15 protein-coding genes are annotated in these 13,670 nt (G+C 63.1%); 5 read left to right on the top strand and 10 right to left on the bottom strand.

Annotated elements, in window-relative coordinates:
• Window positions 1-9 precede the first annotated feature (9 nt).
• The 4 genes from ASD99_RS06040 to ASD99_RS06055 all read left to right on the top strand — a co-directional run bounded on the left by ASD99_RS06040 (window position 10) and on the right by ASD99_RS06055 (window position 1,915).
• The gene (locus ASD99_RS06040; protein ID WP_057143018.1) at window positions 10-393 is read left to right on the top strand and encodes a hypothetical protein; all 384 of its coding nucleotides are present in this window, start codon (window positions 10-12) and stop codon (window positions 391-393) included.
• 108 nt (window positions 394-501) lie between these two features.
• On the top strand, window positions 502-1,086 hold the full coding sequence (locus tag ASD99_RS06045) for an RNA polymerase sigma factor (RefSeq protein ID WP_056582455.1): 585 nt from the start codon (window positions 502-504) through the stop codon (window positions 1,084-1,086).
• The gene (locus ASD99_RS06050) at window positions 1,083-1,517 is read left to right on the top strand and encodes a hypothetical protein (RefSeq protein ID WP_056582456.1); all 435 of its coding nucleotides are present in this window, start codon (window positions 1,083-1,085) and stop codon (window positions 1,515-1,517) included. Before ASD99_RS06045 ends, ASD99_RS06050 begins: the two co-directional genes overlap by 4 nt.
• The gene (locus ASD99_RS06055; RefSeq protein ID WP_056582457.1) at window positions 1,514-1,915 is read left to right on the top strand and encodes a periplasmic heavy metal sensor; all 402 of its coding nucleotides are present in this window, start codon (window positions 1,514-1,516) and stop codon (window positions 1,913-1,915) included. Before ASD99_RS06050 ends, ASD99_RS06055 begins: the two co-directional genes overlap by 4 nt.
• Window positions 1,916-1,987: 72 nt before the next feature.
• Here the strand turns inward: ASD99_RS06055 and ASD99_RS06060 are convergent, their stop codons facing one another.
• The 9 genes from ASD99_RS06060 to ASD99_RS06100 form a co-directional block, all read right to left on the bottom strand.
• Entirely contained in the window at window positions 1,988-3,379 is a 1,392-nt protein-coding gene (locus tag ASD99_RS06060) for a family 16 glycosylhydrolase (RefSeq protein ID WP_057143019.1), read from the bottom strand.
• Window positions 3,380-3,555: 176 nt separating this feature from the next.
• Window positions 3,556-4,392, bottom strand: a complete 837-nt coding sequence (locus ASD99_RS06065) for a sulfite exporter TauE/SafE family protein (RefSeq protein WP_082583163.1) — start codon at window positions 4,390-4,392, stop codon at window positions 3,556-3,558.
• A 127-nt stretch (window positions 4,393-4,519) separates the two neighbouring features.
• A complete protein-coding gene (gene pldH, locus ASD99_RS06070; protein ID WP_056582459.1) occupies window positions 4,520-5,266 on the bottom strand; it encodes a pyridoxal 4-dehydrogenase, SDR-type in 747 nt (248 codons plus the stop codon).
• A gap of 38 nt (window positions 5,267-5,304) precedes the next feature.
• Entirely contained in the window at window positions 5,305-6,483 is a 1,179-nt protein-coding gene (gene ppaT / locus ASD99_RS06075; RefSeq protein ID WP_057143096.1) for a pyridoxamine--pyruvate transaminase, read from the bottom strand.
• A 26-nt stretch (window positions 6,484-6,509) separates the two neighbouring features.
• The gene (pldA, locus tag ASD99_RS06080; RefSeq protein WP_056582461.1) at window positions 6,510-7,316 is read right to left on the bottom strand and encodes a 4-pyridoxolactonase; all 807 of its coding nucleotides are present in this window, start codon (window positions 7,314-7,316) and stop codon (window positions 6,510-6,512) included.
• Window positions 7,317-7,363: 47 nt separating this feature from the next.
• Window positions 7,364-8,299 (bottom strand): putative B6 ABC transporter permease subunit 1, encoded by a 936-nt coding sequence (locus ASD99_RS06085; RefSeq protein ID WP_056582462.1) that lies wholly within the window; start codon window positions 8,297-8,299, stop codon window positions 7,364-7,366.
• 3 nt (window positions 8,300-8,302) lie between these two features.
• Entirely contained in the window at window positions 8,303-9,400 is a 1,098-nt protein-coding gene (locus ASD99_RS06090; RefSeq protein ID WP_057143020.1) for a putative B6 ABC transporter permease subunit 2, read from the bottom strand.
• Window positions 9,397-10,965 (bottom strand): putative B6 ABC transporter ATP-binding protein, encoded by a 1,569-nt coding sequence (locus ASD99_RS06095; protein ID WP_057143021.1) that lies wholly within the window; start codon window positions 10,963-10,965, stop codon window positions 9,397-9,399. Before ASD99_RS06095 ends, ASD99_RS06090 begins: the two co-directional genes overlap by 4 nt.
• A 77-nt stretch (window positions 10,966-11,042) precedes the next feature.
• Window positions 11,043-12,071 (bottom strand): putative B6 ABC transporter substrate-binding protein, encoded by a 1,029-nt coding sequence (locus tag ASD99_RS06100; RefSeq protein ID WP_056582467.1) that lies wholly within the window; start codon window positions 12,069-12,071, stop codon window positions 11,043-11,045.
• A 98-nt stretch (window positions 12,072-12,169) separates the two neighbouring features.
• On the opposite strand from ASD99_RS06100, the gene ASD99_RS06105 reads away from it, so the two are divergent.
• On the top strand, window positions 12,170-12,595 hold the full coding sequence (locus ASD99_RS06105) for a hypothetical protein (protein ID WP_056582469.1): 426 nt from the start codon (window positions 12,170-12,172) through the stop codon (window positions 12,593-12,595).
• 37 nt (window positions 12,596-12,632) lie between these two features.
• Here ASD99_RS06105 and ASD99_RS06110 read toward each other — a convergent pair whose 3' ends face one another.
• Window positions 12,633-13,643, bottom strand: coding sequence for an ABC transporter substrate-binding protein (locus tag ASD99_RS06110; protein ID WP_056582470.1), 1,011 nt, complete (start codon window positions 13,641-13,643; stop codon window positions 12,633-12,635).
• Window positions 13,644-13,670: the final 27 nt, after the last annotated feature.

The raw sequence follows: 13,670 nt of genomic DNA on the forward strand, positions 1-13,670 counted from the left end.
GAGCATCACATGACCTTTCCAATGAAAATCCAGCTGTTCTGCCTCGGCGCCATCTTCCTCGCATCGGCAGCATCTGCGGCCTCGGCCGAGGAATGGAAACGGCCGACCGCGCATGGCGGCGAAATCAGCCGCAGCGTCGGCAAGGACGGCAACGTCTATACCGGATCAACCACCCGCACCGGCCCCAATGGCGGCACCTACACGTCCAGCTCAAAATGCGTCGGAGGCGTTGTTGACCGCTGTGCCCGCAGCTATTCTGGCACCGGGCCGAATGGGCAGACCTTCTCCGGCAAGCGGGTGTCGGCGCGCTGGCCGTTCCATGGCCGATCGGCCGGCAGCTTCACCGGCCCGAACGGCAATACGGTCCACGGCTTCCGCCGCTGGCGGCGCTGACATCTGGTGTGATGGACTTGAATCCGAAATTCGTTTCTGTGCTGCTCCTGATCGATGCGAATTTCGGATTCGCCGAACCAGCAGTCTCGCCCGTGGAAGCGCGCCGCCGTGCGACATGAGGAGCCCTGTGGCGAAGATGACCTTCTGGTACGCATCGCAGCAGGCAGCCAAAGCGCACTGTCCGAGCTCATCGCCCGCCATGGCCGTGGGCTGCGGATATTTGCCGCGCGTTATCTCGGCAATGCCGGCGACGCCGAGGATGTTGTGCAGGAGGTGTTCGTGACTGTCTGGAAACAAGCCGCTCGGTTTGATCCTGCCAGAGGGCGGGCCTCGACCTGGCTCTACCGGATCACAGCCAACCGTTGCATTGACCAGCGCCGGCGCAGGGCACTACGCAGCTTCATTGGGCTGGACGACATAAGGGACGAGGTCGCCTCGTCCGAGGCCGATGCCGAGACGACAACTGCAGCGCGGCAGGAACTGGCGATCGTGCGTGACGGGCTCTCGCGCCTGCCGGAACGGCAGCGCATGGCGGTGCTGCTCAGGGCCGTCGGCGACCTCGACATCGCGGCGATCGCGGAGGTGATGGGCAGCAGCGTCGGCTCGGCCGAGCAATTGCTTGTCCGCGGACGGCGCGCACTCAGGGATCATCTGGCAATGGCGGCCGTGGGCCGCGAAAGGAAGTCCTCATGACACGGGACGAATTCGAACGAAACAGGCGTCGCTTCGGCGACACCGTTGAAGCCTGGCCGGCGCCGTTCCGGCAGCAAGCGCGGAACTTGATGGCGGCGGAGCAGAAGGACGATCCGGATGCCGCGCTCGACCGCCTCGTGCTCGAGGCGGCTCTGACCGATGGCGACGACCAGGAACTGGCTAGCAAGGTGCTGGCCCGTATCGCAGCCGGCTCGGCACGCCCCTACTTGCTGCCGCGCCTCTTCCTGAGCCCGGCCGGGTTCGCGGCCTGCGCCGCTGCCGCGCTCGTGGCGGCGACGCTGGCAGGCTACCAGGTGGCGCGGCTGCAGGACGATCCGTCCGATACGGAGCTTCTGGCGCTGGCGTCCGGTTCGGCGGTGGCCGATGGCGGCGGTGTCGCGGCCGATCCGGAAGGGGAGGGCTCGCTTTGAAGCGTTCCTGGATATGGACGGCGACGCTGGTGCTGCTTGCCCTTTCGCTGGCCGTCAACTTCTTCCTGGTCGGTTATGCCATGCATGGCCTGCGGCAAGGCGCGGCGGCGCGTGTGTTCTTGGCGGATATTGCCAGCAGCTATCCGCCAGAGGTGAGGAAGGAGTTCCGCGGCGTGCTGCGCGACAACCGCGCGCGCACCTTCCAGGCGCTGCGCGACCTGCGCAGCGCGCGCGCCAATCTGGCGGCTACGCAGAAAGCCATGCCCTTTGACGAAGCCGCAGTGAAGGACGCGATGGCGGCGGTGCGCACCGCAACGACCAACCTTCAGGCGACCATGCAGGATTATCTCCTGACCGCGCTGAAGACCGTCAATTCGAAGCCCGCCGCGGGAGGTTGAGCAGCTGCGGCCCCACTGGCGGCACAATCGTCGCAGGCGATCGCCCACACCTCAGTGCTTCAGTTGTCGCGCCTAGATAACCCAATCGTTCAACGAATAGGCATGGATGTAGTCGATCTGCATTTCCGCGGGCGTCGCAAGCCCGTCGGCGGGCGCTCCCGCGATGCCGCCCACTGCCAGATCGACCAGCATATACATCGGCTCGTGCATGTCGGCAGGTGTCGCGGCGCGGGCAACTTCGACGTCGTCGAAATACCAGACGAGTTCGTCTTCCGTCCACAGCACCCCATACGTGTGGAACCCTCCGGTATCCGAGACAAAGGGAGTCGAGGCCGCTGTTGTATGAGTTCCCGTCTCGTTCGAGTGGCTTGTCAAAAGAAGCTTGTTCGGATCCTGACCGGTCATCTCTATGACGTCCAGTTCCGGTGGCCAAGAGCCGTCCGCCGGCAGAAGCCAGAAGGCCGGCCATGCGCCTTGTTTTTCGGGCATGTCGGCCCGAATTTCGAAATAGCCGTAGGTCTGTGCGAAGGATTCGTAAGTTGTCAGCAGACCTGACGTGTATTGGTAGTTGTTTATGTAGGGCTTGATGGCCTCAGCGGCTCGGGCGGCGGTAATCGTGAGAACACCGTCCTCGACGCTGAACGGGTTGACGGAACTCGTCGGGGCGTAGCTGGTATCGATATACCATTGCAGCTCGCTATTGCTCGTGAGCGAGCTGCCATTCGCGCCTCCCCACCAGAAGTTCGTGTCCCAGGTGCCGCTCGAGCCATTCCACAGGTTCAGTGTGTTGAACTCGTCCGAGAAGGTGAGTTCCAGATGCGACCTGTCCAAGGCCAGATCGAACTGGCTTGCGGTGAACTGCTCGATCGTCTTGTTGGCGAAGACGAGAAACTCGGTGTCGGACAGATCAAGTCGGACGTTCGCTCCCGACTGGACCATGTTGGCGTGCACCTGCTCGAAGGAGGTGAAGCCGTAGCTCCCGACGCGCACTGTATCCTCGGCGCTAAAGTCCAGGATCAGGTCACTGCCGTTGCCGGGGGCCACGACGAAAATGTCTGCCCCGGAGCCGCCCTTGAGAACGTCGTCGCCCTTTAAGCCGTCGATCGTCTGTTGGCCGGAGCCGCCGGTAATGATGTTGTTCAGCTCGTTTCCGAAAGCATAGCGTTTGTCGCCCGTGACCGTCAGGTTCTCGAAATGCGCCGGGAGCCTGTAGCTCATCCAGGTCGAGATGGTGTCGACACCCTCGTTGGCCAGCTCGACCGCCTTGTTCTTCGTGGAATACAGATAGTAAATGTCATCGCCCTTGCCGCCATACATCGTGACGCTGACGCTACTGTCGCCGTAGAGCGAGTCGTTATAGATGCTGCCATAAAGGGCCGGGCCGGAATTCGTCGCCGAGTACCACCTGGTCGAGGATCCGCTGTAGGGAAGTGGAACGCCCTTGGCGTTCAGGACAGTGGCCATGCTGGTCTCAGCTCCTTGGACTCGCCTCAATGTCGGCCCTAGCATCTATGGAGGACACCAGAAGCCAATGCCTTTTTGGGCCTTCGAGTTGTGTTCGACTTGTGAGGGTTACCAAGAACTTAACACGCAGGCGGTCCGGGCCGCCGCCATTGCCTCGAATGCATCAAGGTTGGGATTCAGGAAAGCAACATTCGCCCGGCCGTGATCGCCAGGAAAAACGCAAAGGCGAGTTTCAGGTAGCGCGGGTCAAGCGCGTGGGCGAGCTTGGCGCCCAAGGGTGCGAACAGGAAGCTCACGGGCGCTATGATGGCAACAGCCGGCAGGCTGACGTATCCCAGGCTGAGCGGAGGCCTGCCGGCAATCTCGAGACCCGACCAGATAAAGCCGGCCACCGCTGGAAGCGCGATAAGCAGGCCAAGCGCCGACGATGTGCCGACGGCCCGGTGGACCGGAAAGGAAAAGCTGGAAAGCGTCGGCACCGAGAGCGTGCCGCCGCCAATTCCCATCAGCGAAGAGACAACGCCGATGGTCGATGCGATCGCACGGTTGATCCAGCCGCTTTGCGGAAGGCGATCGGAGATCACGAGATGCTTCGGCAACGCCATGTTGACGGCCACCAGCAGGCCGACGACGCCGAAGACCAGCCGCAAGCCAGCACCCGGGATGAATTTCGACATGATGCCGCCGATGAGGGCACTGACGACAATCGCCGGTCCCCACAGATTGAGCAGAGGCCGATCGACATTGCCGCGCTTGTTGTGTGACCGCATCGATGAGATCGAGGTGGGAATGATAACCGCAAGCGACGTCGCGACCGCCAGATGGCTGGTCACATCAGGAGAGAAGTGAAACAGGCTAAGCACCCAGAACAGCACCGGGACGATGACGATGCCGCCGCCGACCCCGAGCAAGCCTGCCAACACGCCGGACGCAACGCCGGTTATCGCCAGACCGGCGACCAGCATTGCAATCGTCGGCCCGTCGAACATCGACGTGTCGAATCCGAAGTCCACTATGATTTCCCTTTGATTCGCCAACCGCGACACGGCCTTGCGGATACTTCGGCCGCGCTCATCCGCTGTTGCGACCCGATGCAGGGTCGCCCAGAAGTGCTGCAGCGGTTTTTGGGATGCGCTTTGGCTAGTGGCGCACCATCCCGGCGTCGACATTGAGCGTCTGGCCGGTGATCCAGCGCGCATCGTCGGAGGCCAGGAACGAAACCACATCGGCGATATGTTCCGGCTGCCCTTTGCCTTTCATCGCCTGAAGCATCTCGACGAAGCCGAACGCCTCATTGTGCGGGCTCGCCTTGACGCCGTCGCTCTCGATCAGGCCAGGCGTCACCGCGTTGGCGGTGATGTTGTATTTACCGAGTTCTGTGGCCAGCGCCCTGGTGAAGCCGATGACGCCGCCCTTGGCCGCGACATAGGCCGCCATGTTCGGCGTGCCGGCAAAGAAGGTGTTGGATGCGATGCTGATCACCCGCCCGGCCTTGCCCGCTGCACGCATCTGGTCCGTGCCGGCGCGGCTGACAATGAAGGTGCCGGTCAGGTTGACGTCGATGATCTTGCGCCAATGGTCGAGATCGACATCGTCCCAGGCGACGAACGGCACGATGCTGGCATTGTTGACCAGGATGTCGATGCCCCCGGTCAGGGCCTGGATCTCGGCGAAGAGTGCCTTGACCGATGCCGGATCGGAAATGTCGGCGGCGATCGCCCTCGCCTTTCCGCCTATCGCCGCGGCCGCCGCCTTGGCGCCTTCGGCATTGATGTCGCTGACGATGACGGTTGCCCCGTCAGCGGCAAGCCGCGCTGCGATCGCCTTGCCGATACCCTGCGCGGCGCCCGTAACCAGGGCCGTCTTTCCCGCAAGCCGTTCAGTCATGAAAATGCTCCCTCAATCCGTGATCTGGTGATGTCTGTTCAGGCGTCGGCGTCGACCACGGCCAGCGCCGCGTCGATCCCCTTGCCGATCGCCAGTTTCTGGCCGGCCGCGTTCATGGCGCCGCCAAGTGCCGTCAGCGCCGCGATCGCATAGATCGGATGGGCGGTCGGACCCATGTGACCGATGCGTGTGAGCTTGCCCAAGGTCTCGCCGCGGCCAGACGAAAACACCACGCCGTAGCGGGCGCGCGCGGCCTGCCGAAGCGCCTTCTCGTCGACGCCTTCGGGCGTGCGGACGGCTGTCGTGGTCGGCGACGCGATATTGTCGCTGGCGGCCCAGATCGACAGGCCCATTGCAGCAATGCCCGCCCGCATGGCCTTGGCGGTAAGCGCGTGGCGCGCCCACACCGCCTCCGGTCCCTCATTGAGATAGAGGTCGAGCGCGACATCGAGCCCGTTGATCTCCGAGACCGACGGCGTGAACGGAAACGGCTTGTCCCGCGACCACGCATGCTCCCAGTCGACGATGCTCAGCATCGACGCGCGGGGGGCTGCCTCGTTGCCGTTCATCTTGGCCCAGGCCCGCTCGCTGACGCCCATCATCGTGAGGCCGGGAGGCGCGCCCAGGCATTTGTTCGGGCCGGTGACATAGATATCGGCCTTGCAATCCTCCGGATGCGTCTGCATGCCGCCAAAGGACGAGACGGCATCGACGATGAGATAGCCGCCATGCGCCGAAACCAGCGCGCCGATGGCGTCGATCGGGTTGATGGTGCCGGACGGCGTGTCGTGGTGGCAGACTGAAACGACGGTGATTTCCGGATGCGCTTTCAGCATTGCCGCGACCGCCTGCGGATCGATCGCCTCATTGTAGGGCACCTCGATCTCGAGCAGATGTGGCGAATAGCGCTTCGCCCAATAGCCAAACCCCTTGCCGTAAACTCCGGAGGCAAGGTTGAGTACGACATCGTCGGGCGCGATCAGCGAGGCCGCGGCGGCCTCCAGGCCCAGCACCGGCTCGCCATGCAGGATGACCGGTTTGTTCGACAGCCGCATCGCCTTCTGCGCCTTGTCGACCACACCTTCGTAGAAGAGCTGGAACGCCGGGTCGTAGTCGTAGAGCACCGTGCGCCCGAGGCCGCGCAGCACTTCAGAGTAGGCGTTCACAGGCCCCGCGGTCAGGGTGATGACCGGATCGGCGTGTTCGAGATAGCGCATCGTCTTGTCTCCCGATTTGGCGGCCATCAGCCGTAGAATTGCGTGCCGGTCCGGTAGGTCTTGAAGTTGTCCATGTCGTGCGAGTACATCAGCTCGGCGCCATGGTCCTCGGCGAGTTTCTTCACCTTGCGCATCGAATTGACGCCCGCCACCGGATCGATGTGGAAGGCCGCCTGGCACAGCGTTTCAAGGCTCTTCTGCGTATAGGCCGCGTCGATCGTGAACATGATCGGCTTGCGCTTGGGAAACTCCACCAGCAGGCTGTAGTGGCCGATCGAATGACCGGGCGTCGAGATCAGCCGGACGCCCCTGGCAAGCTCGACGTCGCCATCGATGCCCTCGAAGGTCGAGTTGGCGCGCGTGGTGCCTTCCAGCAGTTGCGCCGTCGCGCCACGCGCCTCCGCCGCCTCCGCCGAGAAGCTCAGGTCCGAATAGCCGAGATGTTCGAAGGGCTGCGGATCGCAGGCCTGCGGCACCTCTGTCCGGTGACAGACCTTCTTGGCATGGGGAAAATATTTGTTGCCGCCGCAATGGTCGAAGTGGAAATGCGAATTGACGACGACATCGATGTCCTTCGGTTCAAGGCCGAGCAGCGCCAGGGCGCCGGGGATGGTCTGGTGCTTTTCCTGGATCGGCTTTTCGAACGGCAGCACCTTCATCACATGATCGTAGTCGTAGCCGGTGTCGATGAGGAACCGGCCCTCGGCATGTTCGATCAGGATCGAATAGACGGGGAAGCGCACTTCGCCGCCAGGGCCACGATTCCAGAACACATGATATCCGTCGAGAACGAGCGAGCCGCCGTCGAGCAGGTAGACCTTGGTATCCGACATTTCTTGCCTCCTTATTGGCGCGGGTCCCATCCGCGCATGAATTGTGGTCAGCGCGCGCCGCGCTCATATGGAATGCCGAGCGCTGCTGGCAGGCTGGCGCGCCGGCCGAACAGCACCAGCATGATCATCACCGCCAGGAACGGCAGCATCTGGATGATATCGGTCGGTATGTTGATGCCGGCCACCTGCATGGCCGTGGTCAGCGACAGGCAGACGCCGAACAGCAACGCGCCGAACAGCACCCAGATCGGTCGACCGCGCGCCAGCATGGCCAGCACGATGCCGAGAAAGCCCGCGCCGTTGGTGATGAACGGAATGAACAGCCCGGCCCCGACATTGGCGAGATAGGCGCCGCCGAGCCCTGCCAGCGCGCCGGTCGTCAACACGGCTATGGTGCGGGTCCGCACGACATCGATGCCGGCGACATCGAGCGCGGCCGGCTTGTCGCCTGCTGCCTGCAGGTTGAGACCCAGCTGCGTGCGCCGGTAGATGTAGCCCATGCCGAAAACCAGCGCGACCGCCAGATAGACGATCAGATGATGTTTGAAGAATGCGGGCCCGATGACCGGAATGTCCGAAAGCAACGGAATGACTGTCGCATCCGCCGCCGGCAGGCGCGGGTAGCTGCGTGAGAACTGGAAATGGTGGAGCAGTGCCGTCAGACCCTCAAGTCCGAGCGTCAGCGCAATGCCGATGACGATCTGATTCAGCCCTATGCGCACGCAAAGCAGCGCCATGACAACCGCCACCGCGGCACCCCCGGCGGCACCGGTGAGAAAGCCCAGCCACAGCGATCCCGAATAGAAAGCGCCGACAAAGCCGAGATAGGCGCCGGCCAGCATCATGCCTTCGATACCGATATTGAGCACGCCCGCCTTTTCGGAAATCTGCTCGCCGAGCCCGGCTAGCAGCAGCGGGATCGCCGCGGTGACGGCGCCGAACAGCAGCGCGCTCAGAAAGACTTCGCTGAAGAGCCCGGTCATCCGCTAGGCCCTCCGCGACTGGTTGTACCGGTGATCGAAATATTCGGCGAGCGCGAGCACGATCAGCACGATGGAAACCAGCACAAGCGTGAAATGATTGGGCACGCCGAGCCGCCGGGCCGCGCTCTCGCCCCCGATCGAAAGCACCGAGAGCAGGAACACGAAGCCTATTGCGGCAAAGCCGTTCATGCGGGCGAGAAACACGGCTGGAATCACAGCAAGCCCATAGGCGGGATTCCAGTCGGCGCGGACATTGCCCTGGACGCCGATGATGTCGACGGCGCCGGCAAGCCCGGCCAGCCCGGCCGAAATGGCAAAGACCGCAATGGTCAGGCCGGGGACGCCGAGCCCCGAGTGAACCGCCGCGCGTGGATTTGCGCCGACGATCCTCAGCTTCAGCCCGAACGCCGTGCGCGTCATCACCAGATGCACGATGATGATCGCCGCCAGTCCAAGCAGCAGGCCACTGGTGATGGTCGTTTCGAACAGGCGTGGCAGCCGGTCCTCCACCGGCAGCGTACGAGTCTGCGGCACGGTCGTGGCTGGATCGCGAAATGCCAGCTTGACCAGCACATTGGCGAGCGAGGTGCCAAGGAACGTCATCATCAGCGTGGTGATGATCTCGTTGACGCCCTGATAGGCACGCAGCAAGGCCGGCACCAGCGACCAGATCATCGCCACCACCATGGCGATGAGGAACGAGCAGGTCAGCGCCAGCCAGGCTGGCATGATCTGCACGAACACGGGAGCGCTGGCAGCAGCCGTCACCGCGCCGAGCAGGAACTGCCCATCGCCGCCGAGATTCCACATGCCGGCGCGAAAGGCAACGATCAGGCCGGCGGCAAGAAACAGCAGCGGCGCCATGCGCGTCAGTGTCTGCTGGATACCGAGCGGCGAGAACAGACCTTTTTCCAGCACGTAGCCATAATAGGCGAGCGGGTCGACGCCGACGGCAAGCAGGATACAGCCGGCTATGACGAGAGCGGCAAGGATCGGGCCGAGCGTCATCAGCAGTCGGTGCAGGATGTCGCGGCGCGTCACCGCCCCGCTCGTGGCATCGAGTGCGGTAGCACTGACCGTGGGTGCGGTGTCGATGCTCATGCGGCAAGTCCGATCATCAGGCGACCGACCTTGGTGCGGGCGTCGTCGGCATTCTCGACGGTGCCGACCAAAGCTCCATTTGCGATGACGGCGATGCGATCGCACATACCAAGCAATTCCTCGAGGTCGGTGGAGATCAGCAGCACGGCAAGGCCGCGCGCCGCCGTGTCGCGGATGCGCTGGCGCGACGCCAATGTGTTGGCAAGATCGAGCCCATAGGTCGGCTTGTTGAAAATGACCACCTTGGCGCCCTCTGCCAGTTCGCGCGCCAGAAGCACCTTCTGGATGTTGCCGCCGGACAGCCGCGCGACGGGCGTCTTCAGGCTCGGCGTCCGCACATCGTATTCGCGCACGAGCTGGGCGGCGCGCTTGTCGATCTCCGCGCGCTGCTCGACGCCGTTGCGCCAGAACGGGGCCGCGCCGACTTGCTTGAGGAAGAAGTTCATCGAGACCGGGAAGGTGCCGACGGTGCCCTCGCCCAGCCGGTCGTCGGTCAGGTAGCGAAGGCCGCGACGGCGGCGCTCGCCGACGCTCAGCGTCTCGATGGCGGCGCCGTCCAACCGCACCGAGCCGCAGGTGGCTATACGCTGGCCGGCCAGCGCTTCCGCCAGCTGCTTCTGGCCGTTGCCGTCGATGCCGGCTATGCCCAGGATCTCGCCTGGGCGGATGTCGAAGGAGATTGACGACAGGCCCGGCGCGTTGTCCGTCGGTGCCACCGTCAGATCCTCGACCTGAAGCAGCGGGGCCGCTCCGGCGCGGGCGGTGCGGACAGGACGCTCGACGGCTTCCGGATCATCCTTCTGCTTGCCAAACATCAATTCCACGATCTCCGAGACGATCTCCTGTTCACCCAGCGCGCGAAGCCGCTCGGGTGGGATCTCGCCGACCTTGCGGCCGAGCTTCAGCACCGAGATGCGGTCGCCGAACGCTGCCGCCTCCTTGAGCTTGTGGGTGATGAAGACGATCGCGAGACCCTGCTCGACGAGACGACGCATCAGCGCGCCCAGTTCGTCGATGCCTTTCGGCGTCAGCATGGAGGTGGACTCGTCAAGGATGAGCAACCGGCTGTTGCGCAGCATCGCGCGCAGGATCTCGACCTGCTGCTGCTCGCCGAGCGACAGCTCCGATACCTTGGCATGAAGCTTGACGGTGATGCTGAGCGTGCTGGTGATCTCGGCGACCCGCGCCGCCAGTTCTTCGGTCCTGGGACGCTGCCACCATGGCCCGCCAAGCAAGAGGTTTTCCGCCACCGTCAGCGTCGGCACCAGCATCATATGCTGGAACACGGTGCCGATGCCGAGCGCCAGCGCATGGCGCGGCGAGGTGATCGGGGTCGGTTTGCCGTCGACCAGTATGCGACCTTCGTCCGGCTGCTGCAGGCCGGACAACATGCCGATCAATGTCGATTTTCCAGCGCCGTTCTCGCCCAGCAGCACATGCACTTCACCCGGGCGGATCGACAGGTCGACGCTGTCATTGGCAACGATGCCGGGAAACCGTTTGCTCACGCCTTCAAGCGCGACGATGTCGCGCCTGTCGACGGACGATGAAGAAAAACCGCTCATGAAAGCCCAGCACTAAAAATTGGGAATCGACCGGAGGGGTGAACGGATCACCCCTCCGGCAGCTGACCTTAATCGCCTTACTGGGCGACGCTGGTCATCAATGCCCTGACGGCGGCCGCGTCATAGACCGGATCGACCTTGATCTTGCCGGAAATGACGTCTTCGCGCAGCGCCTGGATTTCCGTCCAGACATTATCCGGGATCGCGGCTGTCTTCAGCAGCTTGACCGAGTCGTCCTTGAGGCCGATCGTATAGTGTTTGGTACCGAACGTGTCAGCCTTCAGGTCGGCAATCATCGCCGCATAGACCGGCTCGATGTTCCACACCACCGACGACAGCAGGAAGCCCTTGTCGATCGGCGACTTGTCACCGATGACGTCGATGAAATAGACCTTGCCGCCATCGGCAGCCTTGGTCGTCTCGACCGCCTGCAGCATGCCGAAGCTCGAACCGTTGCCCTGGCCGAAGATGATGTCGGCACCTGATGCGATCACGCTTTCGGTGACGCGTTTGCCGCCGGCCGCATCGCTGTAGGCTGCCGGGCCGATCACCGCATAGGTGATCTTGACGTCCGGGTTTTCCGCCTTCACGCCCTGCGCGAACGCCGCCGACTGCGAATTCCACGAAGGCGGCTCGCCCGAGACGACGATGCCGACCGACTTGGAGCGCGACACCTTGGCGGCGAGACGGCCGGCGAGGTAAGCGCCCTCGTGGCCGCTCAGCGTGTAGTCGGCGACAAGGCCCTTCTCCAGGCCGGTCGGCGTGTCGACGATCGCCACCGGAACTTTCAGTTCCTTGGCGATTTCCGGAGCCGAGGTGTTGTAGCCGCTGGCATGCGCGATCAGCAGGCTGGCGCCGTCGGAGGCAAGTTCCCGCAAGGTCGGACGAACATCGCCATAGCCGAGGCCCTGGGCCACGACCACCTCGACGCCGGCGGCCTTGCCCGCCGCCTTGGCGGCGTCGATGCCTTGCTGGTTCCAGCCATAATCCGTGCCTTCTTCAGGCGTCAGGATGGCGATCGACTTGACCTCGCCGGCAAGCGCGCCGCTCATCAAGACACCGGTCAATATAACTGCACTTACACTGCTCTTAAGAAGCTTTAACATGTTACCCTCTCTGTTGTTTTATCAATCAATATTCTTATTGTTATTGCGCGAAAGCGAGATAGACTGCCTAGGAAAATTACATATGGAGCTCAGGCAAAGTGAAGATCCGTTATGCCCTTCCGGTGATGCTGGCGTTATCGTCCTTCGCCAACGCGGTTGAGTTGCACCATGTCACCGTCCGCACCGGCACTGACGGGCTCGACATGGTTCCGTTGACGATTTCGAATGCGGGCAGCGAAGGCCTCTCCTGCAACGCCGACTTCGCCCACTGGTATTCGGCCGGGATCGCAACGGTCGAACCGGGCAAGAGCGCTCGCATCGAACTCTGGTTCGATCCGAAGACCGGCACGTTCACGATCCTCAACGACAAGCGCGAGAACCTGCCCGTCGAGCGGCTTTGGTGCGGCCTCGAGGGCCGCGCATATGCCACCCGCGTGCAGGTTACGCTCGACCGCGCCGATGCGGCGAAAGGCGAGCGTGACGTGTCCTGCACCAAGGCGCAGGACAGTTTGGTCTGCCGGTAGGCGCTCATCGATCTTTCCGTTCGAACACCGCGCGCCCTTATTCTTTTGCCAGGAATGCGTCGGTGAAGACGTCGTCCGCCGACAGAGCCGCCTTGAGCACGCCCTGATCCGTCAGCGTCTTCAAGGTCTCTTCCCATTGTGTCTTCGTCATCCAGCCGAGACCGTGTTCCTTGGTGTCGGGGCTACTGAACGTCGATGCGATATCGGCGTTGATCTGCGCCAGCAGGACACCCTTCTTGTCCGCATAGCCGGGCGCTGCCTTGGCGGTGATCTCGGCAGCCTCTTCCGGATGCGCCACGACGTAGTCGAAGGCCTCCCTGTATGCCTTGACGAAGCGGCGCACGACGTCCGCCTTGTCCTTGATCATCGTCTGCGAGGTGAACAGACCCGAGCCATAGGCCTTCCAGCCATAGTCCGCCCCCATCATGATGCTGAGAGAGCCTGGGCCTCCAGCCTTCGCCTCCAGTTCGGGAACCTCCGCGTCGACATAGCCGACGACCGTCTGAACCCGGCCAAGCAGCAGGTAGCTTTCATAGGGCGGCGAGACGCTGTTCAGCGTCATGTCCTTTTCGGTCAGGCCGTTGGCGGCCAGGAAGCCCTTGAAGAAGATGTAGGTGGAGCCGGCAGGGTGAATGCCGATGGTCAGTCCCTTCAGGTCGGACGGCTTTGCGAGCTTCACTGTCTTGGCCAGCGAAATGATCCCCAGCGGCGAGTGCTGATTGACGGCCACCAGCGCCACGACCGGAACATTCTGCGACCGTGCGACGGCAAGCGTGGGAAGATCGCCGAACCCGAAATCCGCGTTCTCATTGCCCACCAGCCGCATCGCGTCCGGCGAGCCGGACCCCTTGCGGATCTCGGCCACATCGATGTCGTTCTTGGCGAAGAAGCCCTTTTCCTTGCCGACAAAGAACATGGCGTGATTGCCGCGCACCACCCAGTCGAGCTGGACGTTGACCTTGTCGGCCGCCAGAGCCGCACTGGAGAAGCCGAATGCTGCGACAAACGCCGCGAATGTAGCGGCCTTGATAAGTGAGCGTCTCAGCATTTTTTGTTCCCTTTTTTGACGTTGGTT

Origin of the sequence: Mesorhizobium sp. Root695, assembly GCF_001428185.1 — a bacterium.
Classification (GTDB): domain Bacteria; phylum Pseudomonadota; class Alphaproteobacteria; order Rhizobiales; family Rhizobiaceae; genus Mesorhizobium.

Coding starts and splice junctions, on each gene's coding strand:
- pldH (WP_056582459.1), bottom strand. CDS start 5,266: ATGACTGAACGGCTTGCGGGAAAGACGGCCCTGGTTACGGGCGCCGCG.
- ASD99_RS06060 (WP_057143019.1), bottom strand. CDS start 3,379: ATGGCCACTGTCCTGAACGCCAAGGGCGTTCCACTTCCCTACAGCGGA.
- ASD99_RS06085 (WP_056582462.1), bottom strand. CDS start 8,299: ATGACCGGGCTCTTCAGCGAAGTCTTTCTGAGCGCGCTGCTGTTCGGC.
- ASD99_RS06100 (WP_056582467.1), bottom strand. CDS start 12,071: ATGTTAAAGCTTCTTAAGAGCAGTGTAAGTGCAGTTATATTGACCGGT.
- ASD99_RS06090 (WP_057143020.1), bottom strand. CDS start 9,400: ATGAGCATCGACACCGCACCCACGGTCAGTGCTACCGCACTCGATGCC.
- ASD99_RS06110 (WP_056582470.1), bottom strand. CDS start 13,643: ATGCTGAGACGCTCACTTATCAAGGCCGCTACATTCGCGGCGTTTGTC.
- pldA (WP_056582461.1), bottom strand. CDS start 7,316: ATGTCGGATACCAAGGTCTACCTGCTCGACGGCGGCTCGCTCGTTCTC.
- ASD99_RS06050 (WP_056582456.1), top strand. CDS start 1,083: ATGACACGGGACGAATTCGAACGAAACAGGCGTCGCTTCGGCGACACC.
- ppaT (WP_057143096.1), bottom strand. CDS start 6,483: ATGCGCTATCTCGAACACGCCGATCCGGTCATCACCCTGACCGCGGGG.
- ASD99_RS06095 (WP_057143021.1), bottom strand. CDS start 10,965: ATGAGCGGTTTTTCTTCATCGTCCGTCGACAGGCGCGACATCGTCGCG.
- ASD99_RS06040 (WP_057143018.1), top strand. CDS start 10: ATGACCTTTCCAATGAAAATCCAGCTGTTCTGCCTCGGCGCCATCTTC.